The organism is Nocardiopsis sp. CNZ308 (assembly GCF_004217075.1).
The window spans coordinates 3890043-3915369 of the sequence record NZ_SHKJ01000001.1 but is presented as its reverse complement, the minus strand read 5'-3'; the positions used below and the strand labels follow the sequence as shown (position 1 = coordinate 3915369).

Annotated in this window: 19 protein-coding genes; 10 read left to right on the top strand and 9 right to left on the bottom strand. The window is 70.9% G+C overall.

The annotated features are described in order from the left end of the window. The first annotated feature begins 142 nt into the window (after positions 1-142). The gene (locus EV372_RS17010; protein ID WP_130396765.1) at positions 143-1150 is read left to right on the top strand and encodes an LLM class flavin-dependent oxidoreductase; all 1008 of its coding nucleotides are present in this window, start codon (positions 143-145) and stop codon (positions 1148-1150) included. 179 nt (positions 1151-1329) lie between these two features. Here the strand turns inward: EV372_RS17010 and EV372_RS17005 are convergent, their stop codons facing one another. After that, positions 1330-2610, bottom strand: coding sequence for a TIGR04222 domain-containing membrane protein (locus EV372_RS17005; RefSeq protein ID WP_130396764.1), 1281 nt, complete (start codon positions 2608-2610; stop codon positions 1330-1332). A 700-nt stretch (positions 2611-3310) separates the two neighbouring features. Here EV372_RS17005 and EV372_RS17000 point away from each other — a divergent pair. The 5 genes from EV372_RS17000 to EV372_RS16980 all read left to right on the top strand — a co-directional run bounded on the left by EV372_RS17000 (position 3311) and on the right by EV372_RS16980 (position 8628). Then, positions 3311-3538, top strand: a complete 228-nt coding sequence (locus EV372_RS17000) for a hypothetical protein (RefSeq protein ID WP_071621459.1) — start codon at positions 3311-3313, stop codon at positions 3536-3538. 66 nt (positions 3539-3604) lie between these two features. Continuing rightward, complete coding sequence (locus EV372_RS29115; protein WP_486483990.1) at positions 3605-4660, top strand: OmpA family protein; 1056 nt, start codon at positions 3605-3607, stop codon at positions 4658-4660. Further along, the gene (locus tag EV372_RS29460) at positions 4620-5198 is read left to right on the top strand and encodes a hypothetical protein (RefSeq protein ID WP_486483989.1); all 579 of its coding nucleotides are present in this window, start codon (positions 4620-4622) and stop codon (positions 5196-5198) included. The genes EV372_RS29115 and EV372_RS29460 overlap by 41 nt, the downstream gene beginning before the upstream one ends. Positions 5199-5233: 35 nt before the next feature. Beyond that, positions 5234-5905, top strand: coding sequence for an aggregation-promoting factor C-terminal-like domain-containing protein (locus EV372_RS16985; RefSeq protein WP_130396763.1), 672 nt, complete (start codon positions 5234-5236; stop codon positions 5903-5905). Between the two features lie 296 nt (positions 5906-6201). Then, a complete protein-coding gene (locus EV372_RS16980; protein WP_130396762.1) occupies positions 6202-8628 on the top strand; it encodes a glycosyltransferase family 4 protein in 2427 nt (808 codons plus the stop codon). A gap of 13 nt (positions 8629-8641) precedes the next feature. Here EV372_RS16980 and EV372_RS16975 read toward each other — a convergent pair whose 3' ends face one another. After that, entirely contained in the window at positions 8642-9613 is a 972-nt protein-coding gene (locus tag EV372_RS16975) for a hypothetical protein (RefSeq protein WP_130396761.1), read from the bottom strand. 422 nt (positions 9614-10035) lie between these two features. On the opposite strand from EV372_RS16975, the gene EV372_RS16970 reads away from it, so the two are divergent. The 3 genes from EV372_RS16970 (at position 10036) to EV372_RS16960 (ending at position 14072) form a co-directional block, all read left to right on the top strand. Further along, positions 10036-11136 (top strand): VldE C-terminal domain-containing protein, encoded by a 1101-nt coding sequence (locus EV372_RS16970; protein ID WP_130396760.1) that lies wholly within the window; start codon positions 10036-10038, stop codon positions 11134-11136. Between the two features lie 85 nt (positions 11137-11221). Next, positions 11222-12097: a hypothetical protein gene (locus tag EV372_RS16965; RefSeq protein WP_130396759.1), complete on the top strand. Its 876-nt coding sequence runs from the start codon at positions 11222-11224 to the stop codon at positions 12095-12097. A 1075-nt stretch (positions 12098-13172) separates the two neighbouring features. Continuing rightward, positions 13173-14072: a hypothetical protein gene (locus EV372_RS16960; protein ID WP_130396758.1), complete on the top strand. Its 900-nt coding sequence runs from the start codon at positions 13173-13175 to the stop codon at positions 14070-14072. On the opposite strand, the gene EV372_RS16955 is transcribed toward EV372_RS16960, so the two are convergent. The 6 genes from EV372_RS16955 to EV372_RS16930 all read right to left on the bottom strand — a co-directional run bounded on the left by EV372_RS16955 (position 14065) and on the right by EV372_RS16930 (position 23835). After that, a complete protein-coding gene (locus EV372_RS16955; protein WP_130396757.1) occupies positions 14065-15120 on the bottom strand; it encodes a pectate lyase family protein in 1056 nt (351 codons plus the stop codon). The genes EV372_RS16960 and EV372_RS16955 overlap by 8 nt on opposite strands. Before the next feature lie 502 nt (positions 15121-15622). Beyond that, positions 15623-17323: an ABC transporter family substrate-binding protein gene (locus EV372_RS16950; RefSeq protein ID WP_130396756.1), complete on the bottom strand. Its 1701-nt coding sequence runs from the start codon at positions 17321-17323 to the stop codon at positions 15623-15625. A gap of 85 nt (positions 17324-17408) precedes the next feature. After that, positions 17409-19586: an ABC transporter ATP-binding protein gene (locus EV372_RS16945; RefSeq protein ID WP_130396755.1), complete on the bottom strand. Its 2178-nt coding sequence runs from the start codon at positions 19584-19586 to the stop codon at positions 17409-17411. Positions 19587-19600: 14 nt separating this feature from the next. Then, positions 19601-20512: an ABC transporter permease gene (locus EV372_RS16940; protein WP_130396754.1), complete on the bottom strand. Its 912-nt coding sequence runs from the start codon at positions 20510-20512 to the stop codon at positions 19601-19603. A 94-nt stretch (positions 20513-20606) separates the two neighbouring features. Beyond that, complete coding sequence (locus EV372_RS16935) at positions 20607-21587, bottom strand: ABC transporter permease (protein WP_130396753.1); 981 nt, start codon at positions 21585-21587, stop codon at positions 20607-20609. Positions 21588-22185: 598 nt separating this feature from the next. Then, positions 22186-23835: a glycosyltransferase gene (locus tag EV372_RS16930; protein WP_130396752.1), complete on the bottom strand. Its 1650-nt coding sequence runs from the start codon at positions 23833-23835 to the stop codon at positions 22186-22188. A 682-nt stretch (positions 23836-24517) separates the two neighbouring features. On the opposite strand from EV372_RS16930, the gene EV372_RS16925 reads away from it, so the two are divergent. Continuing rightward, the gene (locus tag EV372_RS16925) at positions 24518-24994 is read left to right on the top strand and encodes an ATP-binding protein (RefSeq protein ID WP_130396751.1); all 477 of its coding nucleotides are present in this window, start codon (positions 24518-24520) and stop codon (positions 24992-24994) included. 132 nt (positions 24995-25126) lie between these two features. On the opposite strand, the gene EV372_RS29110 is transcribed toward EV372_RS16925, so the two are convergent. Continuing rightward, entirely contained in the window at positions 25127-25297 is a 171-nt protein-coding gene (locus EV372_RS29110) for a hypothetical protein (protein ID WP_165436000.1), read from the bottom strand. Between the last annotated feature and the right edge of the window lie 30 nt (positions 25298-25327).

The window sequence follows — 25327 nt, the reverse complement described above, 5'->3', positions numbered from 1 at the left end:
GATTTGGCTCATGGACAGTCGGAAGTGTACCTTCGTAATTCGATGTTCGTCGAATATCGAACGCGCAGGTCGGCCGGGGAAGCGGATCCTCCCGTCACGGCCTCGCAGCCGGACCCGCCACGCAACAGGGGGAAGAGCCACCATGTCCGACGTCGCGCTGTCGGTGCTCGACCACGCCAGCATCGCCGAGGGGTCCACGCCCGGTGACGCGCTGCGTTCCGCCAGGGAACTCGCCCAGCACGCGGAGCGGCTGGGCTACAAGCGTTTCTGGCTCTCCGAGCACCACAACATGCAGGCCATCGCGAGCGCTGCCACCTCCGTCTCCCTGGGCTTCATCGCCGAGGGGACCTCGACCATCCGGATCGGGGCGGGCGGTGTCATGCTGCCCAACCACTCGCCCCTGGTGATCGCCGAGCAGTTCGGCACGCTGGAGTCGCTCTACCCGGGACGGGTGGACCTCGGCCTGGGCCGCGCGCCGGGCACCGACCCCCGCACGATGATGGCGCTGCGCCGCGACCACAGCGCCTCGGCGACGTTCCCCAACGACGTGCAGGAGCTCCAGGCCTACTTCGAGCCCGCCGAGCCCGGCCAGCCCGTACGCGCCATCCCCGGTGAGGGGCTGCGGGTGCCGCTGTGGATCCTGGGGTCCAGCCTCTTCGGCGCCCAGCTGGCCGCACAGCTCGGCCTGCCCTACGCGTTCGCCTCGCACTTCGCCCCGGACGCGCTGTACGAGGCGCTGAAGGCCTACCGGGAGGCCTTCCGCCCCTCACAGCAGTCGGAGGAGCCGTACGCCATGGCGGGGGTGAACGCCTTCGTCGCCGACACCGACGAGGAGGCCCAGCACCTGTTCACGACGATGCAGCAGGCATTCCTCGGCACCCTGCGCGGTGCGCGGGGACGACTGCGCCCGCCGGTGGAGAACCTGGACACCGCATGGCGTCCGGGAGAGAAGGAACGACTGGACCACATGCTTCGTTACTCGTTCGTGGGTTCCCCGGAAACAGTCCGTCGCAAGCTCGATCTGTTCGTCGCTGACACGGGTGTGGACGAGCTGATGGTGTCGTCGATGATCTACGACCAGAAGGCTCGCCTGCGCTCGTTCGAGCTGCTGGCGGAACTGGCCGGCCTCAAGCGTCCGGACCAGGGCTGACCCCACCTTCCCGCACAGGGAGACGGTCAAGGGTGGCGGCGCCGAATCTGTGGGCAGGCAGTGGCGCCGCCTTCCCCGTGCGGGAGTGCCGGGCGGGGTTCGCGTAGAACCCCGCCCGGCGCCTGGCTCCGGAGCGCGGTGGGGCTCCGGGGCGGGCCGAGACGTTCGGGTGGAGGGGATCAGTCGCCCCCGCCACCGCCACCACCGCCGTCGCCTCCTCCTCCCCAGCCACCGCCGCCGTCGCCGCCTCCCCAGCCGCTGCCGCCGGATCCGCCGTCGCCGCCTCCTCCCCAGCCACCGCCGCCGTCGCCGCCTCCCCAGCCGCTGCCGCCGGATCCGCCGTCGCCACTGTCACCGTAGTGACCGAAGTCACCACCCCAGCCCTCGTTGCCGCCCGAACGGCCGTCGGAACCACCCGTCCCCTGGCACAGCTCGGCGAACAGGCACAGGCTCTCCAGAGTGACGGATCCGGAGTCCGCGCCGCCCGTGCCCGCGGTGCCGCCCGGGCCGTCGCCGCCCGCGTGGGCGGCGGCGGGGACCGGGTCCTGCTGGACCTGGGCGGACTCCTGGTCCGAGCGGGCCCCGCCGACCCGTCGGCGGGAGGCGGACGCGCGCAGCGAACGAAAGCCCGTTAGCGCCGTGTGCCGGACCGCGTGGTCACGGGCCATCGCGCCGGCGGGGTGCGTACCGATGGTGTCCGTCCCGGTGGACCCGGTCTCCAAGGCGCCGTACCTCCGGCGGGCCGACTCCAGCACCGCGTTCCCCATGGGGGTGTTGGGGCTGAGCGTGGGGCCTCCGGTCGCCGCCATGACCACCTGGGCGGCGACCAGGGAGGCCAGTGCGCTGAGCCCCGCGACGAGGAGGCCGAGCGCGACGGTGCCCGGCTCCACCAGGAAGAGCACGGCCGCGCCCGCGGCGGCGGCCAGGACCGCGACGGAGCGCAGCCGCCGGATCGTCCTCGGGGCCCTCTCGCGGCGCCGCAGCGCCCGGCGCAGCTGCGGGGAGTCGACGATCAGGTCGGACTCGGCCAGGCCGGTGCGCAGCTTCTCCACGCCCCGGCCCGCGACGACACGTCGCAGCATCTCCAGGGCGCTGACACCGACGCGTTTGCGGAAGACCTTCACCAGCTCCCGGCGAACGGCGTCCTTCTCGTGCGTGTAGGGACGTGAGGGGCCCACGAGGGTGAAGAGCCCGCCGGCGGGCTGTTGGCGGATGCGCCCGTGCAGGAAGGCGTCCATGACCGCGGTCTCCCCGACGCGGACCGGTCCTCCCGCGAGCAGGGCCAGTTCGTTCGGTTCGAGTCCGTCCGGGTCGGGCGGGGACTGATGGGTGAGTGCGGGATGGCGGAGCGTCGATCTGAGGGCGGAGGCGCCCCTCAGGACCGCGGAGAGCGGAACGCCTCCGACCACCAGTCCCACGATCAGAGCTGCCACCAGGGGAAGGGCCAGGCTGGGGTCCAAGACGCCACCTCTTGTCTTCGGTCTCGGGGGGGTCGGGGTTGCGGGGGTTGTGGGGGGGTGTGGGGACGGGGATGAGGGCTCGTGGAGGAGAGGGGTCTGCGAGGAACGGAGTCCTGACTGGGGGGATGCCGTCCGAAGGCGCCTGGTTCCGTCCGAAGCCGTCGGAAACCGGGGGAGGGCGCGGCGGGCCGGGTGATCGTGCCCGGGGAGAGGAAGCGGTGCGTCCCATGGGCACCCTGGTTCTCCGCACCCTGCCCGGTCACTATGGCGCCTTCGCGCGGAAGTACGGGTTCCGTCCGGCACCGGTGCTCCGGAGAGCCCGACGGTGATCTGGTATTCGCCGTCCGGCCATGGCGCCCCCGCAGCACACGTGCCATCATGGTGACCCGCCGACCACCAAACGTGACCCCGTCTCGGCGAGGAACTGTGACCGCGCATCGACCCGACCACCGGCTTCCGCCCGGGCGTTCATCCAGCCCTGTGGACAACGTGTGGTTCCGGGATCCATGGGGCATCCTGAAGGAAGATGGCCACATCCGGTCAGAAGGCGGGATGGCGTCGGTGTTCATGCCGGATAGTGGGACTCCGTGAGCACGCGTCGCCCACGTACTCCCCCCGGTGGCCGCGGGCAGGGACCCACCTGCTCGCAGGCCGCGAAGATGTGGTGCCGTAAGACCCCCTCCTCAAGGAGTTAAGCCCCGTGAACAGCCTGACCAAACTCTGGGTGACGCTGAGCACCTTCCTCGTGCCGACCTCCAAGGAGAAGGACAAGGGCGCCGGGATCGTCGAGTACGCCGCAGTGATCCTGCTTGTCGCCGCCATTGCCATCGCGGTCTACAGTCTCAACCTCGACCAGAGCATAGGCAACGGAATCCGAGGAGCTGTCGACCAGGTTCTTCGCGGCCCCAGCAGCAACGAAACTCCCTAGAAAACAACAGAAAATCCCTGCGGGGGCGTCAAAGGAAAAAGAAATCACAAGGAAAACTAAAAGCAATTGAGAAGAGAGCACAGATCCCCCAAAAACACGAACAGGGCGAAATTACTTCTCATTGGGTCGTCAATGATAGCCCCAGTTTTCCTTGCCTCTGGTTGCGTAGTCTCCCCCGAAGGAACTCCATCGGAGGACCGAAGCAGTCCGAACACGCCCTCGGACCCCACGCCCACGTCTTCGAACGATACCGAAAAAAGCCCTCAAGAAATTATCGCAAGCAGTACGACTTCATCAACCGTTATCGGCAGTGATTACCGGATTGACGTCTACGCCCTGGAACGCGTGGGGAACGAGCTAATCAGACTTCGCTTCGGCGTCACCAACAAGTCAGGAGAAAGCTATTTCTTTGACGACAGTCTGGGCGGACCCGAAAACCCCTACACCGCAGACAGAATAACTCTCCTGGACCCAGAGAACAGGACACGGCATATTAGCATTGATCAGAGTGACGGATCATGCTTCTGCTCGGCCCTCAATGAAAACATTCCTGCCGGCGGCACCGCTGACATGTGGGTCATTTTTCCCGAACCACCCTCAGGCGTCGCATCGATGTCCGTCACCACACCCATCACCCCTCCCCTTCTTGACATACCTATCACTGAATCACCAGAGACGGTCGAGAACTCGGGACTGTCAGAGCCAAAAATAATCCCGCTCACCATGATCTCTGACAACACCGACGACAACACAGGACGCACGGAGAGCGAGGATGAAGTGAGCATCATACTCTCCTCGGACGTTCTCTTCGAAACCAACAGTGCAGAACTCAGTTCAAACGCACACGAGATCCTCGAACAGGTCGCCACAGAAATCAACGATGCAAGCTCCCCGGTCGTCAATATTGACGGCTACGCCGACAACACAGGCAGTGACTCAGTAAATATCCCCCTGTCTCAGAACCGCGCAGAGTCAGTAAAATCCGTCCTTAGCGAACTGGTCACACGAGAGGACGTCTCCTTCGAGGACGAAGGCCACGGCTCAGCTGACCCAATCGGCGACAACGAAACCGAAGAAGGGCGTGAACGCAACCGAAGAGTCAGTGTCACGTTCGAAAAGTAACGGATACATGATGCAGAAAAAACCTCTGTCCACCAAGATATTGATAGTTTCCTCCACGACTGCTTTACTCATGTCCACAGGCGTCAGTACAGCAGCACCAATCCCCCAAACAGGGAATTTGGAAACCCTTGGAACAGCAGAGAGCAGCAACGCGCTCTCATCCCATCTTGTGGCAGAAGTCCACCAGGCCGAAAGGGATGAGGCCGACGTCTTTCTCTCCGTGACATGGAGTATCGAGAACACCGGAGAATCCCAGGTTCCGCTTGCTTGGCTAAGAGACGGATCTTACACTTATTCCGGCCAGAATTTCGCGGGCGTGACAGCCATGAGTCCTGAGGAAGGAACTCGGTACCGACCCATCATGGACGGGGAAGGCTACTGCCTCTGCTCCGGCGAAGAATCCAATGAGCTCATCGATGTACTCAAACCAGGAGAGAAAATCGCTTACTGGTCTCTCTTCTCGGTTCCTGACGACATCGACTCCGTGACGGTCGAAATCCCGAACTTCGATCCCATCGAGGACATCCCCATCTCCTGAAGTCCCCCACCACCCAGATCACCCAGGAGGCGGCGTTGCCCACTCCCCACCGCCCCGAGCTCGGGGACACCCGACGGCCCTCCCCCACCGGGCCGCCCGGGCGGTCCGGTGAGCGCAACGGGCCGCCGAGGCGGCACCGGGACGGACGGTTCCTGCAACGGTTCCGCCCCGCCCGGAGGACGGGGGACGACCGGGGCGCGGCGCTGGTCGAGCTGGCGGCGGTCACCGTGCTGGCCGCGGCGATCATGGTGGCGGTCTACCAGCTCGAACTCAGCCAGACCTTCAACAGCGGGGTCCGGCAGATGGTGTGCCTGGTCGAGGGCCCCGGCTGCGGCGACGAGACCTGGGTGGACGCCGACCGGCCGGAGGAACCCGAGGAGTACGAGTGGGGCCAGGGCAACTCCAACGCCCTGGAGAACGAGGCGCTCGCGATGGGCATGGCCGCGGATCGCGGCTGGACCGGGAACGAGTGGGAGTGCCTGAGCAACCTGTGGAGCGTCGTCTCCCACTGGGACCACACGTTCGTCAACACCGAGACCGGTGACCACGGCATCTCCGGGTTCAACCCGGCCAGGCACGGCTCCATGCCCGAGGGTTTCCGGGAGAGCCCCTCCACGCAGATCTCCTGGGGGATCAGCCACATCGACGACGCCTACGGGGCACCCTGCGCCGCTTGGGCCTACTGGGAGGACACCGGCACCTACTGAGGGTGCCGTCCACGCCCTTCCCGACCCGCCTTCCGCCGCCTCGCGCTCGCGCCTCCTTACACGAGCGCCGCTCACGGAGCCGGGCGAGGCGTCTTCGCGGCTTGTTAAGGTTCCGCAAAACACCCACAGAAATGGGTAAATACCAGGGTTTTATCAGACATAAGGGGCATTTCTCTCTGCGGAGCGTTCGTACCCTGGACGTTCCCACGCCGCCTCTGCGGGGGCTCTGGTGTGGAAGACGGGCATCGCTGCCGTCTCGTGGGGGCACGGGTCGGCACTGACCACACGGGGGTTCGGTGAAGATCGCCTATCTGATCAACGACATGTACGGCATCGGCGGAACCGTGCGCACCGTGGCCAACCAGGCGGCGGCGCTGTCCGCCCGGCACGAGGTCGAGATCGTCTCGGTGTTCCGGCACCGCGCCGAGCCCGTTCTGCCCGTACCCGCGCAGGTGCGCCTGCGTCCGCTCGTGGACGTGCGCGGGTACGACGGCGACCGGGGCACGGGGACGGACGGACGCCCGCTGTACGAGGGATCGGAACGGGCCGGTGTACCGCCGCTGCTCTTCCCGCCGGAGGACGCGCGCGGTCCCACACACAGCCGCCTGACCGACGACCGGCTGGAGGAGTACCTGGCCACCACCGACGCCGACGTGGTGGTGGGCACCCGTCCGGGGCTGAACGTGGTGATCGCCCGGGCCGCTCCGAGCCGGGTGGTCAAGATAGGACAGGAGCACCTGACCTACGACCAGCACTCCGAGCCGCTGCGCCGGGTGATGGAGGAGACCTATCCCCACCTGGACGCCTTCGTGACGGTGACCGAGGCCGACGCGCGCACGTACCGGGAGCGGATGCCGATGCCGCGGGTGCGGGTGCTGTCCATCCCGAACTCGGTGCCCGCGCCCGCGTTCACCGCCAACGGGCACAACAGCCGCACGATCGTGTCCGCCGGGCGACTGGCCCCCAGCAAGCGGCACGACCTCCTGGTGCAGGCCTTCTCCATGGTCAGCGAGGACTTCCCCGAGTGGACGCTGCGTATCTACGGGCGCGGCAACCGGCGTGCGGCGCTGGCCCGGCTGGTCGACTCGCTCGGGCTCCAGGACCGCGTGTGGCTGATGGGCGCGCACCCGCGCGTGGAGGAGGCCTGGGCCCAGGGTTCGTTCGCGGCGGTGACCTCCAGTGAGGAGCCGTTCGGGATGACGATCGTGGAGGCCATGCGCTCGGGGCTGCCGGTGGTGAGCACCGACTGTCCGCACGGCCCGGCGTCGATCATCCGCGACCGCGAGGACGGGCTGCTGGTGCCCAACCGGTCCGCCCCGGGGATCGCCGAGGGGCTGGCCCAGCTGATGGCCGACGACGAGCTGCGCCAGCGAATGTCGTCCGCCGCGCTGACCGGATCCGAGCGCTTCGACCCGGCCAACGTCATGCTGATGCACGAGGAGCTGTTCTCCGACCTCTCCGGCCACGAGCTGCCTCCGCCGCCGGTGTCGGTGCCCGCGCCGCGCCCCGAACCGGCCGCCGCCTGCCGGGTGCACGTGGACGGGGACGGGGCCGCGGTGCTGTCGTTCACCGATCCGCCCGACCGGGTGGTGCTGACCCTGGAGGGCAAGCGGGTGGAGCTGGAGCCGGACGGCGGTGAGGTGGTGGTGGACGCCGCGCGCGGTCGGCTGGCCGCGCGCACGTGGGAGGTGCTGCGGCTCGACGGCGACCGGGAGACCCCGGTCCACGACGTGGAGATCCGCCAGCACGGCTTCCCGTTGGACCCGGAACGGGTCGGGCGCCTGTCCCTGGTGCTGCCCTCCCGTTCGGCGAAGGGCCGTCTGGTGCTGCACGTGCGGCGCTCCGCGCACCACGCCGAGGTGGAGCACGTGGAGTCGGCCGACGGGCTGATCACCGTGCAGGGCCGGGTGCTGGGCCGCGACGCACCCGACGCCCACGCGCGCCTGGCGGTGCGGCTGCGCACGTCTCCCGGGGCCCTGCGGGAGTTCTCCGCGCCGGTGGCCGGTGACGGCCGTTTCACGGCGGTGGTGGATCCCGAGGTCGTGGTGCACGGTCGGTACGGCGAATCGGAGAAGTGGGAGCTGCGCCTGGTGCTCTCCGACGGGACCGAGTGCACCGTGGGACGTCACCTGTCCGGTGTGGCGGGCTACCAGAAGATCATCCGGTACCCGGACCAGAAGGTGGAGCGGGGCGGGGGGTCCGGTTCGCGGGTGCGCCCCTACTACACGGTCAACGACCGGCTGGGGCTCGTGACGTCGCCGCTGGCGCCCACCCTGGAGGTGGACGTCGTGCGGGCGAGCCCCGCGGGGCGTGGCGCGGGCCGCCTGCGGTTCGAGGTGCGCCTGGCCTGCGCGCTCCCGGAGGGCGCGGAGTACGCCGTGGAGGTGGTGCGCGGCACCGACGTGGGCCGGCGCTTCCCGCTGCGCGCCGAGGGCGGCTCCGCCTCCGGCGGCCGTCTGGTGGGCTCCCTGCCACTGCTGGCGGGGTCGGGGCGCGGCGGCCCCGGCGCGATCCGGGCCACGTGGCGGCTGCGGCTGTTGGCGGGGCCGCCGGGGGCTCTGGGGCGCCTGGGCGCCACAGCGGTCCCGGACAGAACCTCGCGCCGCTGGAGCCACGGCCCGTACGTGCGCTCGGCGACCGTGACGCCCCTGGGGTCCGGCGACCTCCAGGTCACCGTCGCCGACGTCCACGCGTGGGAGGCCGTCCGGCGACGGATGCCCTGACCGGGGAAGGCCCTCAGGCCTGCCCGGTGCGGATCATGCGCTGGGCCAGGCTGAGCCGGTCCAGCAGCCAGTCGGGCAGGTGGTCGGCGCCGCGGGGGAAGTGCTGGATGTCCTGGTGGAAGTCGCGGGGGTCGGGTTCGACGTCGAACTCGGGCGGGGCGTCGTGGTCGAAGTGCGCCCCGATCTCCCGCGACTCCTGCACCGTGAACCGGGCGGTGAACCACGTGCCCTTGCCCGGCTGGTACATGCCGGTGCGCAGCCGGTCCAGCAGCCGTCCGACCTCGGGGAGGAGCAGGTTCCACTCCGTGCCGCCGTCGGGTCTGCGCACGCTCACCCGTGACGAGGAGACCCCGGACAGGCCCCGGTAGTCGACGACCACCTCCGTCCAGGGGCCGTGGACGGCGTCGAGGGTGCGGTCCACGATCTCCTGGACGGTGTCCATCATCTCCTCGGGGGTCATGTCCCCCGGGGACATCCGCGTCCGCGGCTCGGGACGCGAGGCGATGAGCAGGCTCCAGGGAGACCCGCCGTCCTGCGTCTCGGGCACGCGGTCGCCCTCCAGCCGGTCCCGCAGCCAGGCGGGGACGTGCTCGTCGTCGCGGGGGAAGTGCTCCAGGTCGAGCAGGTAGCTGGCGTCCTCCCGCGGTTCGTCGAAGTGCGGCTCGTTCTCGTAGTCGTAGCGGACGCGGTAGCTCACGGGCCGGTCGATCTCGTAGTAGGCGGTGTACCAGGTGCCCGTCCCCTCGGCGTACATCCCCGTGCGGATCTCCCGCAGCCGCTCCAGGGCGGACAGCGGAGGAACCCAGCCGCTGCTGCGCCCGCCCTCGAACATGACCTCGAAGAGGGCCGTCTCGCAGGCGCCCAGTCCGGAGTACACGAGCCGGAGCTTGACCCAGTCGTCGGGTGCCGCCCGGAGCAGGTCCGTCCCGATCCTGCGGAGGAGCTCGTCCTGTTCGACGGGGGTCATCGCTTTACGGGCGCTCATGTCCTCGCCTTCGCTTCTGCTGCGGTGGAATGGGTGCGAATCCGACCACGCACCACGACTCGACACGCGTCGGACAGGGTCCATCCTCCCTGGGCGGAACCCGTCATGGGCCCCACACTCGCCAGAAACCCGTCGGACAATTCCTCCGAAGTCACACGGCCCGGGGGTCCGGTGCGCGTGGGCCCCGGCCGCCGCGCCGCCATCTCGCGTCCCAACAGGGCGAACACCTGTCACACCGGTCTCACAGGCGGCCGTGATCGTCCACAGGCCCTACCGCTTCCCGACATGCCCGGATAAGCTGCGCTGGTCGGGACGTTGTCCGGGCGTGTTCGCGTGCTCACCACGCGCGACGCGGACCGGCCCGCTCCCCCTTCCTCCGCTCCCCTCCTCCCGGGAGCACCCCCTCCCCTGATGGAAGAGGCATGGGACTGCGACGGATCCTTCCCCACACCGCCCCTCCGTCCCGGCGGCGCGCGCCGGGCGGAGGCGACGACGGACAGGCCAACGTCCTGCTCCTGTTCGGGCTCACCCTGGCCCTTCTCTCGCTGACCCTGCTGTTCGTACGGGTGGGCGCCGCCAACGACCAGCGCTCACAGACCCAGACCGCGGCCGACGCCGCCGCGCTGGCTGCGGTGGGCGCCCTCCAGGACCGGGCCGCGCAGGACATCGTCGACGGCGCCTACCCCATGCCCTGGTTCGACGAGGAGGCCGCCGAGGCGCGCGCCGAGGAGTACGCGCGCAGCAACGGGGCGGTCCTCACCGACATCCGCGCCAGCGACAACGTCATGGGACGCAGCGGGAACATCGTGCGTGTGGAGGTGCGCGGCGCCGTGTGCCAGCGCGAACTGGAGGAGGACGGGTCCCGGCACTGGAACGACGTGGTCTGCGACGGCAGCGAGGAGGAGACCAACACCGTGGTCGGCAACGCCTCGGCCATCGCCATCGTCCGCATCCCCCACCAGTGCGGGCGCGACGGGGGCGAGCTGATCTGCGACGGCGGCACCGTCGACGACCTCGCCTCCGCCAAGCGCCTGATCGACGTGCACCTGGTCGACCAGGAGGGCCGCTACAGCTTCAACCCCAATTTCGTCGGAGGGGGCGGGCCCGTCGTGGACTGCGCCGCGCTGGGGTCGCTGCACCCCGTCATGTGCTCGGCGCACCAGCGCCTCCAGCAGGAGTTCCCGGGCTTCTACCTCTCCGCGGGCGGCCAGCGCAACGAGCCGGGCAGCGACCACCACACCGGCGAGGCGGTGGACTACATGATGGCGGAACTGGGCGGCGTCCCCACCCCGCAGATGCACGCCACCGCCATCACGGTGATTGACTGGGTGATCCAGAACTCCCACCAGCTCGGGGTCAAGGGCATCATCTACGAGCAGCGCATCTGGAACGCGACCGGCGGGAACCCGGACCCGGTGGGTCCCTGGGCGAGTGTGAGCCGCCCCATGGACAACAGGGGCAGCAACACCCAGAACCACATCGACCACATCCACCTGGCGGCGGGCGTCGGTTTGATGCAGTGACCGGGCCCCGCGGAGGTCCGGGGAGTTGTCCACAGGCGGCGGAAGGGGCTTGCCGGGGCGGTGCCCGCCCCCGAACCTGGAGGGTATGACAGTCCGTGAGCACACCCTTCCCGACCGTGCCCTCCTCCTGCGCACGCTCGCGCCGATCGTCGGTCCGCTCTCCCCCGACGCGGTGGTCTGCGACATCACCGCCTCCTACGTCTGGGGCGTGGACCTGCACCCGGCGGGCACCCGCGCCACACGCACCCGCCCGCACGTGGCGGTCCCCCGGGGCGTACGCACCAGCGGCATGCCGGTGGTCGCCCACCGGGAGCACGTGCCCGCCGCGGACCGCGACGTAGTGGAGGGCGTGCGCGTCACCACCGCGGTGCGCGCGGCCGTCGACGTCGCCGCCCGCGCGCCCTCGGTCTTCATGGCCACGGCCCGCCTCGACGCCTTCCTCTCCCGGGGGCTGGTCGCCAAGGGCGACCTGCTCCGCGCCGCCCAGCGGGCCCGGTCCCAGCGGCAGCTGAGGCAGCTGCGCACCGCCCTGCGCTACTCCTCCGCGCTGAGCCAGTCGCCCGCCGAGTCGTGGACGCGTGTACTGGTCCTGGAGGCGCTCCTGCCTCCTCCCGTCCCGCAGTGCCCGGTCCCCACCGACGAGGGCGTGTTCCACGCCGACCTCGGCTGGCCCGACCAACGGGTGGCGCTGGAGTACGACAGCCTGGAGTTCCACTCCTCGACGGCGGCCAGGGCGAGCGACCGGGTCCGGTACGCGGCGATGCGGGCGCAGGACTGGGAGGTGGTCTCGGCGAGCGTGTACGACCTCCAGCTGCGGCCGGGACGGCTGCTGCGCCGCATCCTGCACACGCTCACCCGCCAGGGTTGGTCGTGCCCTCCCGAGCACCTGGAACTCATCCGCGGCCGTGTGCGCGCCTACGAGAGGGAGCCGCCCCAGCTCTTCGCCCCCCGGCAGCCCTAGAGGGTCTCCGGGGCCGCCTCCCCCGGCCGGAGGCCCGCCGAGTGCCGGGGCCGCCGCGCAGGGCTCACCCAGCCCGGTGCCCACGCCGCACGGGCCGCGCACAGCCCGGTTCTCGGCACCGCGCAGGACGCGCACGACCCAGGACACGTACGGCCCAGGACACGTACGGAACAGCGCACGCACAACCCGGGCCACGCGCGGCACAGGGCATGTACGGCACAGCGCACGCACAGCCCGAACCACGAACGGCACGGGGCGCGTACGAGCCGATGGCTCCATCGACACGGGTCCGGGCCGTGGGCAGGCACGAAGCGACAGGAGGTGGACACGTGGACCGGGGCAGCACCCTGCTGGAGTACGCCGCCCTGCTGCTGGTCGTGCTGTCCCTGCTCGTCGCGGCCGCCGCGCACGGCGCGCTGGGACGGCTCCCCGCGGAGCTGCGGGGAGCCGTGTACCGGGCACTGGGCGACGCGTCCGGTTCCCGTCCCGAGGGCGGGACCGACACCGGTGACGGCACGGCCACAACCGGCCACGACCCCGCGCCGGACGGGGACTGGAGGCTGGATCCCGCCGCCGCCGCGGAGGCGGTCCTGCGCTGCGCGCGGGCCGGGGCCCTCCCCGATCCGGTGGCCCGGACGGACTGCGCGCTGTCCCTCCTGGGCCTGCTGGACGCGCGGGTGCTGGAGGCCACCGTCCTGAGGTTGGAGGGCGAGGATCTGCGCGAACTCTTCCGCAGTCCGACCTTCGCCGCCTCCGCCGCGGCCCGGACCGCGGTCCGGCTGCTGTGGGAGCACGCCGCCGAGGAGACCCTGCGACGGCTGTCGCGGACCGACACGTTCGGCTTCCTCGCACCGTTCCTGGAGTCACCCCACCGCGACTGGGTGCTCACTTTCGTGGATGTCGGAAGCGATCACATGCGTGGGACCATCGAACGGAACACTGCGTCACCGCGTCGTAGCAACCGTCACCCTCCGGTGCCAGACGAGAACGATCAGCAAACCCCCCGCGTCCCGCGTCCCCCGGCGGTCGCGCGAAGATCCGCAGAAACGAGGCCCAGGCCGTGTCGATTCCGTCGATGCCGCACCCCTCCGACCCCGACGAGCAGTCCTCCTCCCCCGGAGGGCGGCCCAACTGGCTCGTCTCCCTCCTCATGGTGCTGGTCTGCCTGGCCGTGGTCGCCAGCGGATGGGCTGTGGCCCGGCTCGTCGTGGGCGACCCCCTCCCCCCGCTGGAGGTCGCGGAGGGCCCGGAGTCCCGCCCGCCGCGCAGCGGTTCCGCCCGTACCGCGGCCGCCCCCGAGGACGCCGAGGCCTACCTGGAGGCCGCCGTCGAACTCGTGGAGGACTCCTCGGCCTTCCACCTCACCTTCACCGTGCACGACGGGGAGAGCGACCCGCGGGACGCGCCGGATCCCGGCGCCGGATCGGCCGACGCCCTCCCCCGGCCGCCCGCGACCCACCCCACGACCGCCGCCGACCCGATCACCTCGGGCCGCGGTCAGGCCATGTACGACGCGGGGGCCGAGCCGGAGTTCGACCACTACTTCTCCACCACGGACGGGTTGAGCGTGTACCGCTACGACGTGGGCGGCGGCCAGCTCATGATGACCGCCGACCGGGGCCTGGAACTCCTGGACCCGCCCAGCCACGCCGACCGGTACCTGTGCTCACGCGCGTACGGGTCGGTCAAGCTGCGCGAGGTGCTCGCCACCTCCACCGACCTCGCGCTGGAGGGACGGGAGGAGGTGAGCCTGGAGTGGCCGGAGCTGCACAGCACGCACAGCGCCTACCACTACACGGGCACGTTCACGGCGATGCTGGGCGGTTACGACCCCGAGAGCGGGCGCAACACCCTCACCACCGTCAGGGACGCCGAGTTCGAGCTGTGGATCGACGAACAGGGGTACCCCCGCAGGCTGGACTACCGCACCGAGAGCGGTGTCGGGGAGAGCTACGAGTACCACTCGTTCAGCTGACCCCGGCCTCGGACGAGACCACGTCGGGGACGCGGGCGGTGTCGTCCATCTCGTAGGCGTAGGGCGGATCGGCCACCTCGCCGAGCAGGTCGGGCTGCGCGGAGTCCACGAGCAGGTTGTCGCGGGTGACCACGTTGCCGGGCTCCTCCTCCGAGGTGGCCACCGAGAGCCGGGTGCCCTCGAAGTAGTTGCCCTCCACCAGGACGTTGGAGTCGTCGGCCGACTCCACCCCGTACTCCTCGTTGGCCCGGAAGTAGTTGTTGAACACGTGCACGTGCTCGGCGAACCGCGCCCTGGGGTGGCGTCCCGCCGTCCCGTCGAAGTAGTTGTGGTGCACGGTGACCCGCAGCGCCCCCGGCTCCTCCTCCCCGCCGCCGACGGCGAGCGCCGACTCGGCGTCGGCGAAGTGGTTCCAGGACAGGGTGACGTGGTCGGCGCCGCCGGTCACCGAGACGAGGGGGGCGTCCCCGCCGCCGGAGAGCGTGGAGCCGTCCACCCACACGTGGTGGGCGCCGCCGCGCACGGACAGCGCGGTCCCGTCGGCCTCCACCCGCAGGTTGGACAGGATGACGTTGCTGGCTCCGTCCACCACCAGCCGCCCGCCGGTGAGCTCGGCACCGCCCTCGACACCCACCAGGGTCTTGTCCGAGCCGACCTCCACCGTCCCGTCCAGGTCGATCGCTCCGGTGACCTCGACGGTGAGCGGCTCCTCGGCGGACAGGTGGTCGGCCAGCTCCCCGGCGTCGGAGGCGGTGACGGTCTCCCCCTCCGCCCCGCCGACCGCGCCGGGGTACTCCTCGCCGTCGCGCTCCAGCGGCTCACCCGCCCAGCCGACCGGCCCGCCCCGCTCCCCCTCCGGTGTCTCCGACGGAGTCTCGTCCGGGGTCTGCTCCGCCGGGGACCCGGACTCGTCGGCCTCCGTGTCCGGTTCGGCGGCGGCACCGGTCTGCGGCTGCGTCGCGGCCTCCTCCCCTTCCGGGGAACACGAGGTGAGGGCAGCGCACAGCAGCGCCGCCGAGGTCGCGGCGGCGATCGGGTGAGGTCTCATCAAGGGCTTTCCAACGCAGCGGGACAGGGGGTGTGGGGGCTGGGGCGCTGCCGGGCGGCGGCGTGGACCCGTGGCGGTACCGCACGGCCACGGGAGGGCACGGGCCTCCCGGCGGACGGCCCCGGTGTTCCCGATCGTCCGCCTGCCCGGGCAGAGGGGCGGGGCGGGCCGGAAACGATGCCTAGACCTTGCCACAGCCGGGTCCGCGGCCCCAACCCCAACCCCCGCCCCGGAGCGGTGCACGCGCGGTGTGTGGGGGATGACACACCGCACGGGGGCCGCGCGGCCGGGTCGGCCCCGGACGGCATGGGAGGTGGCGCACGGCGCCGCAAGGCCCCGCTCGGCCCAGAGGCCACACGGCGAACGGCGCTCACGCGCACACGACGCCGAGCCGTGCGGGGAGCGCGACGGCCCGGGCGGTACACGGCGAAGGGCGCCGGTCCCGCACGGGGACCGGCGCCCTGGCACTCCCGCTCACGCGGCGGGCGGTGACGTCACGGGACTACTCGGCGGCCCAGCCGATGTCCTCGTAGACGTAGCTGCCCGCGAGGCCGTACTCGCCCCAGTTGCGCAGGTTCTCGTCCATGGCGTAGAGGCCGGGACGCTCGAACATCGGGATGGTGAGGACCTCCTGCCAGATCGCGGCGTCGATCTCGTTGGCGATCTCGGCGTAGCGCGCGGGGTCGGTCTCCTGGCCCAGTTGGTCGTAGAGGTCGTTGATCTCCTGGGTGGAGTGGAAGCTGGTGTTGTTGCCCCAGTCCTCGCCCGCCTCGTCGAAGGGACCGCTGTAGTTCTCCGCGGAGTCGGTCGGGTAGGGGTTGTTGCCCACCAGCACGAACGTGGACATCTCGTAGTTGCCCGGAACGATGTAGTCCGAGAACAGGGCGTTGCCCGGCACGTGCTGGACGTCGACCTCGATGCCCACCTGGGAGAGCATGTCGCGGACGATGTCGCCCTCGTCCTTGGCCAGCTGCATGTCCTCGGAGGCCACCCAGCCCAGGGTCAGCGTCTCGCCCTCGGTGTTCGTGCGGAACTCGGCTCCCTCCTCCAGAGTCCAGCCCGCCTCGTCGAGAAGCTCACCGGCGCGCTCGGGGTTGAACGTGCCGACCTCGCCGCTGTTGTCCTGGTAGCCGTTCTGGCTGGACCGGAGGAGGCGGTTGACCTGGCCGGTGATGGGCCACTCCACCGGACCGAGCGCGACCTCGGCCATGGTGTCGCGGTTGACCGCCATGGAGATGGCCTGGCGGACCCGGACGTCGGACAGGTTCTCGCTGCCCGCGTTGAGGGAGATGAACCGGTGGCCGTGGTTGATGGCGCGGGTGAAGTAGGTGCCCTCGCGCTCCTTCAGCAGCTCCCAGGCGGCGGCGTCGTAGCCGAGGTAGAAGCCGTCGATCTCACCGTTGTCGAATGCTGTGGCTTGGCCGTCGATCGCGACGTTGGTGAAGACGATCTCGTCGAGCATGGCGGGCTCGCCCCACCAGTCCTCGTCCCGGGTCACCGTGACGCGCTGGGCGACGTCGTCGAATTCCACGTCGCCGAAGGGGCCCGCGGTGACGGGGAAGTCCTTGACGTAGCCCTCGGCGAAGAGCTCCTCGTCCTCCATGTACTCCTTGGGGTACAGGGGGTCGAAGAGGGTGGGCCAGTCCGCGTAGGGCTGGGAGAACTCCAGGGTGAAGGAGAACTCGTCGTCGCCCTGGACGACCTCCTCGATCCACTGGTAGCCGGCGTCGGAGCCGACCTCGAAGTCGCCCTCGCGCTCGCCCTTGTAGGTGAGGACCTGGGCCTCGTAGTCCTCCCAGGTGATGGGCTCCCCGTCGGACCACACGGCGTCCGGGTTCAGCGTGTACTCGACCGAGAGGCCGTCGTCGCTGACCCCGTACTCCAGGACGTACTCCTCGCGCGGCTCGAAGCCGCCCTCGGCGTCGAACCGGGTCGCGCTGGGCATCACGGCGCCCGTGATGCGGCGCACGTCGCCCTTGTTGCCCTGGACGTGGGCCATGTTGTACTGCTGCTCGTACTCGCTGAGGGCCCACACGAAGGTGCCGCCCTTCTTGAGGTCCTCGCGGGGCGCGGGGTTGAGGTCACTCGCGGGGAGGGCCGCGACCTCCTCCTCGGTGTTGCCCCCGTCTCCGCCGCCGCAGGCGCTGGCGACCATCACCAGCGCCGCGACCGGGGCGAGGTAGCGCACCTTCCCGATTCGCATGGGGATTTCCTCTCTGGGGTGATGCGGCCAGCGCGCGGGGTGGCGCTGGCCGTGACGAGCCGGTCGTCGGGGGTCGGACGACCTCCTAGCGCTCCGCGAAGTGGCAGGCTGCCGCCTGGTCACCGTCGTTCACGGCGAGGACGTGGGGCTCGACGGTCCTGCACTGCTCCCGGTCGGCCTCGGGGAGCAGGGCGAACTTCTGGCACCTGGTCCGGAACCGGCATCCCGAAGGGGGGTTGGCGGGGCTGGGCAGGTCGCCGTCCAGGACGATGTGCGTGCGCGCGCGCTCCTTCTCCGGGTCGGGGATCGGGATGGCGGACAGCAGCGCCTGGGTGTAGGGGTGGGAGGGTCTGGAGTAGACCGAGCGGGTGTCGCCGATCTCCACGATCCGGCCCAGGTACATGACCGCGACGCGGTCGGCGATGTGCCGGACCACGGACAGGTCGTGCGCCACGAACAGGTAGGACAGGCCCAGCCGGGCCTGGAGCTCCTGGAGGAGGTTGACCACGCCCGCCTGGATGGACACGTCCAGGGCCGAGACCGGCTCGTCCAGCACCAGCAGCCTGGGCTCCAGGGCAAGGGCCCGGGCGATGCCGATGCGCTGGCGCTGGCCGCCGGAGAACTCGGCGGGGAAGCGGGTGACGTGCTCGGTGTTGAGGCCCACCAGGTCGATCAGCTCGTACACCCGGCGGGTGACCTCGTCCACGCTCCTGCCGTGGGTGCGCAGGGGCTCGGCGATGATGTCGAACACCGTCATGCGCGGGTCGAGCGAGCTCATCGGGTCCTGGAAGACGATCTGCATGTCCCGGCGCAGCGCGAACCGGTCGGCCCGGCCCAGGGTGGCGACGTCGCGGCCCATGACGGAGATGGAGCCGCGCTGGGGCCTGGCCAGGTCCATGATCTCCATGAGGGTGGAGGACTTGCCGCAGCCGGACTCGCCGACCAGGGCGAGGGTCTCCCCCTCGCGGATGTCGAAGTCGATGCCGTCGACCGCGTACACCGAGCCCACCCGGCGCTTGAACACCGCGCCCTTGGTGAGCGGGTGGTGCTTGACCAGGTCCCGCACCCGCAGCATCTCCGCGCGGTCCGCGCGGTCCACCGCGGAGGCCGGGGAGTCGGGGATCTCCGGCACCGGGTAGATGTCCTGGGCTGTCCACCCCCGGTCGGTGATCTCCCCGGAGCGGACGCACGCCACCCGCTGGGCGTCGGCCTCTCCCGCGTCGGGCCGCGCCGAGGCCCCGCCCGCACGGATCCGCCCGCCCGAGGGCTGGGCGCCGATCGTGAGGAGCTCGGGCTCGGCCTCGTCGCACTCGGGCCGGGCCAGGGGGCAGCGCGGCGCGAAGGGGCATCCGGGCGGCAGGTCCGACAGCGACGGCGGGGTGCCCTTGATGGGCACGAGGGCGCCCTGGTGCTCCAGGTCCATGCGGGGGACGGCGCCGAGCAGGCCCATGGTGTAGGGCATCCTGCTGCGGTAGTAGATGTCGTCGACGCGGCCGGTCTCCACCGGGCGGCCCGCGTACATGACCAGGACCCGGTCGACGAAACCGGCGACGACGCCGAGGTCGTGGGTGATCATCACGATGGCCGCGCCGGTCTCCTCGCGGGCGGTGCGCAGCAGGTCGAGGATCTGCGCCTGGATGGTGACGTCCAGGGCCGTGGTGGGCTCGTCGCAGATGATGACGTCGGGGTCGTTGGCCATCGCCATGGCGATCATGACGCGCTGGCGCATGCCGCCGGAGAACTCGTGCGGGAAGGAGCGGTAGCGCTGCCCGGCGTTGGGGATGCCGACGAGTTCGAGCAGCTCCACCGCGCGGGCGCGGGCCCTGGCCTTGGGGGTGGAGGGGTCGTGGACCAGGACGGCCTCGGCGAGCTGGTCGCCGACCGTGTACACGGGGGTGAGCCCGGACAGCGGGTCCTGGAAGACCATGGAGATGACCTTGCCGCGCTTGCGGGCCATGGCGCGGTCGTCCAGGCCCAGGATCTCCTCACCGTGCAGGCGCACGGAGCCGGTGATCCGGGCGTGGTCGGGCAGCAGCCCCATGGCGGCCATCGAGGAGACGGACTTGCCGGAGCCGGACTCGCCCACGATGCCCAGGACCTCGCCGCGGCGGACGGAGTAGCTGACTCCGCGCACGGCGCGCACGTCGGGGTTGCCGTTGAGTCCGCCGAAGGTGACGGTGAGGTCGGTGACCTCCAGGACCGGGGTGTCGCCGAGGGGTGCCGCGCTGGCGGCCTCGGTGGTCGCGACGGTGTCGGTGCTCATATGTGTGCCTCCCCCTAGGACCGGCGCGACTTGGACTGCGGGTCGAGGGCGTCGCGCAGCCCGTCCCCGATCATGTTGACGGCGAGCACCAGGACCACCAGCAGGGCGGTGGGGAACGCGAACATCCACCAGGCGGTGTTGGCGAACCGGGAGCCGTCGGCGATGACCACGCCCAGGCTGATGTCCGGCGGCTGCACGCCCAGACCGAAGTAGCTCAGCGCCGTCTCGCCGATGATCGCCGTGCTGACCGCGATGGTGGCGTCCGCGATGAGCAGGGACGACATGTTGGGCAGGATGTGGCGCAGGATGATCTTGTACGGGGGCACGCCCATGAACCGGGCCGCGTGGATGTACTCGCGTTCGCGCAGGGAGATGGTCAGGCCGCGCACCATCTTGGAGGTCACCATCCAGCTGAACGCCGCCAGCAGGATGACCAGGACGAACCAGCCGCCCTGGCCCACGAAGTGCTTGGACAGGATGGCCAGGACCACGAAGCTGGGCAGGACCAGGGCCAGGTCGGCGATCCACATCAGGGCGCGGTCGGTGACCTTGCCGAAGTAGCCGGCGAAGGAGCCGACCAGGGCGGCGGCGGCCGTCGAGATCAGGGCGACCAGCAGCCCGATGAGCAGCGACTTCTGCAGTCCGGCGGTGCTCTGGGTGAAGATGTCCTGGCCTGTGCGGTTGGTGCCCATCCAGTGTTCGGGCGAGGGCCCCTGGATCAGGGCGGTGTAGTCGCGCTCGCCCACCTCCCAGCCGCTCAGGAGGGGACCGACGAAGGCGAAGGCCGCCAGCAGCACCAGCAGGACCAGTCCCGTGACGACGCGCGGGGTGCCCAGGAGCTGGCGCCCGATGTCCTTGAGCCGGTTGGGAGCCGGGGGCAGGGCGGGCGCCCGCTCGGGCTCCTTGCTCACTTCGGTCGTGCTCATGCCGGGATCTCCAACTGGGCTGCCGCGGCGGGGCGCGGAAAGGGCGGGACGTGGCTCGGGAACGCGCAGGGGGCGGCGCGGAGGGCGGTGGCGCTCACACCCGCACCCGGGGGTCGAGCCAGGCGTAGAGGATGTCCGAGAGGAAGGACGCGGCCATGATGGTCACCGCCATGAAGAAGGAGACCGCCGCGACCACGTGCACGTCGTTCTGGGAGATGGAGTCGATCAGCCAGGCGCCCATACCGTGCCAGCCGTAGATCTTCTCGGTGAAGGTGGCGCCGGAGACCATCACGCCGAACGTGAAGGTGAAGTAGGTGATGGTGGGGATCAGCGCGGTGCGCAAGGCGTGTTTGAACAGGGCCTTCCTGCGGGTGAGACCCTTGGCCATGGCGGTGCGCACGAAGTCCGCGTTGAGCACGTCCAGCATCATGTTCCGCTGGTAGCGGGCGAAGGCGGCGAACAGGGCCAGGGCCAGCACGAGCGTGGGCAGGATCGCGTGGTGGATCCGGTTGAGCAGCAGTTCCCACCACTCCCCCCTGAAGCCCGCCGTGTACTCGCCGGAGAAGCGCAGCAGCTGAAAGCCGAGCACGTCGTTGATGGCGGTGGCGCCGACCTGCACGCTGAGCGCGATGACCACGGTGGGCACCGAGAGCACGAAGAAGGCGACGGCCGTGGAGGCCTTGTCGAAGCGCCGGTACTGGCGCACGGCGGCGTAGGCGCCGACCGCGATGCCGATCACGCTGCCGAGGATGGTGGCGACCGTGATCAGGCGCAGGGTCACGCCCGCCTTCAGCCAGATCTGGGGGGTGACGTCGCCGCCCTGGATGGTCTTGCCGAAGTCGCCCTGGACCACACCGCCGAGCCAGGTGACGTACCGCTCGGCGAGCGGCGCCTGGTCGTTGAGGTTGAGCGCGTCCAGTTGGGCGTTGACCGCCTCCGGCGTCGGCGGCGGCTGCATCTGCTCGAAGTAGCCGCGCGGATAGAGGTTCGTCGCGGCGAGCAGGTAGGCGAAACTCGTCGCGAGAAAGATCAGCACGACGTAGTTCAGCAGCCGCCTGGCCAGGAACTTGCCCAAAACTATCTCCGAACCTCACAGCCGAGCCCGGCACTCGTCCTGTTGTGCGCGGTCGTTACTGGGGGCGCCCGTGGCCGGGGGTCCGAAGCACCAGGAGGACGATGCCATCGGTGGATGGCGTCGTTAAGCCTTCGCGATCCCGCGGCCACCGGCGGGGGGTTGCTCCCGGTGACTGCCGAAACACACTTGCGCCCGGTTCACGTTCCGTGACCGGAATGTCAAGAGTCTGCGATGAGCTAGACACTCGACGGTAAACACTGCATCAAGAAAAGACAACAGTGCCCAATTGAGCACCCGATTGCAGTCGATTTGTCAAGTTTCACACGTTCTGCAATGAAATAACTCTGTACAGTAATCGACAACTGGCACGAGCTGGGGAAACACACCCCGCAAGCCCCGCGGGCACGCCTCCGGCGGCCTGACATTCGGACATACGACCCCAGAAGCATCGCTCAACGGCAATCTAACGCAGCATGGTCGAAACCCCCCTCCCCCGGGCCCAGGTACCACCACAGGACGGTTTCACGAAAGGCGCGGAAGTGCTCGGAGAACACCCGTGGTCCGCCCGGAAGGGTCGCCCCTCCCCGCCCCGGAGGGGTTAAGCCCGGCTCACGGCCGCCGTTGAGCCGTCCTTGGGTCCCCGCGCACGACGCGTCCCGCCGGAGCGCTCCCGCGGGGCCGGGCCGGTCGCGGCCGGGGGTACGAGCCGGGGCACCAGGGGCGCGGGCGAACCCGACCGCGCGATCCCCCACCAGGTGCCCAGGGAGCGCGCCGCGTCGCCCGCCATCCCCAGGGCCGTCCAGGTCACCGGACCGGCCAGGGCGGCGCCCCTGCCCCGGTGCCAGGCCGCCACGTGCGGCACGACCAGGGCCGCTCCCGCGGCCAGGGCGGCGACGCGGCCCGCGCGTCCGCCGGCACCGCCTCGCCGCGCTGACCGGCCTCGACCCGCGAGCGGGTCCGAGGCGGCCGGAGCGGGCACGCCCGGTGCCCCGCGGCCGCGCCGTCCGAGCACCGCCGTGCCCACCGCCGCCGCGGCCAGCGGCCACCAGGCCGTGCGGACCGCGCGCGTGCCCGTGCGCACGGTGTGCGCGAGGTCCAGCCCGGCCAGTCGCACCGCCTCGGGCAGCGGGGTGCCCGCTCCCGCCACGAGGGAGCCCGTCACCGCCGCGCCGCCCAGCGCACCGGCCGCCAGGGCGGCGCCGGGCCGTCCCGCGAACAACAGCGCGAGTCCGACCGCGCCCGGCCAGGACAGCGCGGGCCCGGCGGCGTGCGCGCCGCGGCGGCGGGCCAGGGGACCGGCGACCGCCCCGGAGGTGAAGCAGGAGCGCAGGTACGCGCCCAGGTCGGTGGTCGGCGGTGCCCACACCCTGGAACGGGGCTCGTAGCGCACCGACCAGCCCTGTTCGGCGAGCCGCCACAACAGGTCGAGCCCGGCGGCGGCGCCGAGGCCGGGGTCGAGGTCGGCGGCACCGCGGCGCAGCACCAGGACGGGGACCGGCCGCAGAGGGTCGGTGTGCTCGTTGGCCGGTCCCGGGCGCTCCTGCCAGGGCAGAGCGTGCCCCCAGGGCAGGACGGGGGCGGGGTCGGCGCCCCGGTCCGCGCCCGTTCGGCGGGCGGCGACGGAGGCCACGGTCATCCGCGTGTGGCCCAGGCAGGCGGAGCGGTCGGTCAGGACCCGGGGCACCACGGCCGCCACGTCCGGGTCGGCGAAGTGGCCGAGCGCGGTCTCCAGCCACCCGGGGCCGGGGCGGGTGCCCGCCTCGACCAGGGCCACGAACTCGGCGGAGCACGCGCGCAGCGCCGCCGCCCGGGCCCCGGCTCCCCCGGTCGGCCCGGGGACGACGCGGGCGCCCCGGCGGCGGGCCGCCCGGGCTTCGGGCCCGGTGGCGCCCACGACCAGGGTCCGCGTCCCGTGGCCGTGCTCGTCGAGGTGGTCCAGGGTGGCGTGCAGCGCGGCGGAGTCGGCCCGTCCGACGACGGCCACCTCGGCCGTGTCCCCCGGGGCGAGGGGCAGGGGGCGGGGGTGGGCGAGGCCCGCCCTGACGAGGTCGCGTGCGAACAGGCCCTCGTCCGCGTCCCGCGGCACCGCCCGGCTCAGCCAGCGGATCAGCGCGCTGACCCGCTCCGGGCCGAGGCGCACCGCCCGCGGCGGGCTACCGCCGAGGAGGACGTGCCCCTCGTCGACCAGGCGCGCCGCGCGGTCGATCTCGATGCCGAGACCGGGAGGCAGGGGCGCGCGGGAGGGCATGTCCACACCCTGACCGGTCGAACACGAGCGCGCAAGACCGTGGGAGGCACAAAGTTTCCGAGAGCTTGACCCAATCGTTATTCATGCTCACAGGCCCCACCAGTTCCGAAACACGGCCCATATCCGTCCCCGGTCGCTCCCGCGATCCGACCGAACAGCCCCTTTTTCCTGCTCAGCCGGGGTTATCCTGGCCAAGCCAGGTCAGCTGGGTTTCCGGGGAGGCACGGAGCGTATGCTAAGCGCGAATACGCCCTTCAGTGTCGTAGGGCACATCCGCCACCCGACATGACCCACCGTCCCGGCCCGCTCCCAGGCCCCACCACCGCCTCGGAGGAAGTCTCGCGGCTTCCCTCCTCCCTCCTGTCGCCGCCCTTGCGCGTGACGCGTGGCACACCGACGCACCCCTCCCTGTCCCAGGGGGTCCGGGCCCGTGTGACCACCCCGCGCCGTGACCCGTTCCGCGGGCACGGACGCCTTCGAGGGCCCGGCACCTCCGTTGCCATGCCCGCCGCGAACACACGTCCTCGGGGAGTGAACCCTCATGTGTGACACCGCAGCACCCCACAGTCCCCCCGTCGCGCTTCACACGCACGACCCCACCCCCGGGTCCGCCTCCCCCCAGCCGGACACACTCCAGGTCCCGGTGTCTTCGTCCCGTCCCTTTCAACGTCCGGCGAGTTCCATGGAAGAGCGCACCCCGTACAGCACAGAGACCGCCTCCAGACCGGCGCGGCGGCGCTTCCCCGGCCTGCCGAGCCAGATCGCCTACGCGAGGAGGTTCGTCGCCCGGCAGCTGGTCGCCTCACCGGAGCTGACCACGGCGACGCTGCTCACCAGCGAGCTGGCCACCAACGCCATCACGCACAGCGCCTCGGGCCGCGCCACCGGCAAGTTCGAGGTCTGTGTCCACCTGGCGCCCGGGTGGGCGCGGGTGGAGGTGCGGGACCTGGGCAACGCGGCCGAGACGCCCGAGCCCCAGCACCGGGGCCCCTATGACACCACCGAGCACGGTCGGGGCCTGGATCTGGTCGAGGCGCTCTCCAGCAAGTGGGGCGCCGAGCCCCGCGGCGACGGGATGGGCCGCAAGGTCTGGTTCGAGCTGGTGTGGGACCGCGACACCTCGGCGGAGGACGCCGACGGGGCCGTCCTCCCCGACTGACCCGGTACGCGGGTCGCCGCCCGCCCCGGGGGCGGGCCCACTCCCCCGGACACGGAGCGAAGCGGAGCGGAACCCCGGAGCACGGACCGCTCCGAGCCGCGCCGGTACGCCGCCGCGTCCGGGAGAGCGCGCCTACTCCCCGGCGCCGCCCCTCGGGGGCGCCGCCGCACCGCCGTCCTGGCCGGGCGCGGGCAGTCGGTAGCGCTCGTAGAGTTCGCGCGCGTAGTCCTTGGCCTCCTGCGACGGTTCCTCGCCCAGCTCGTCGCGGACCAGGTCGTCGAGGCTCTTGTTCGTTTCGTCCATGTGACGCAGCCTGCCTGGAGTGCGCGGATA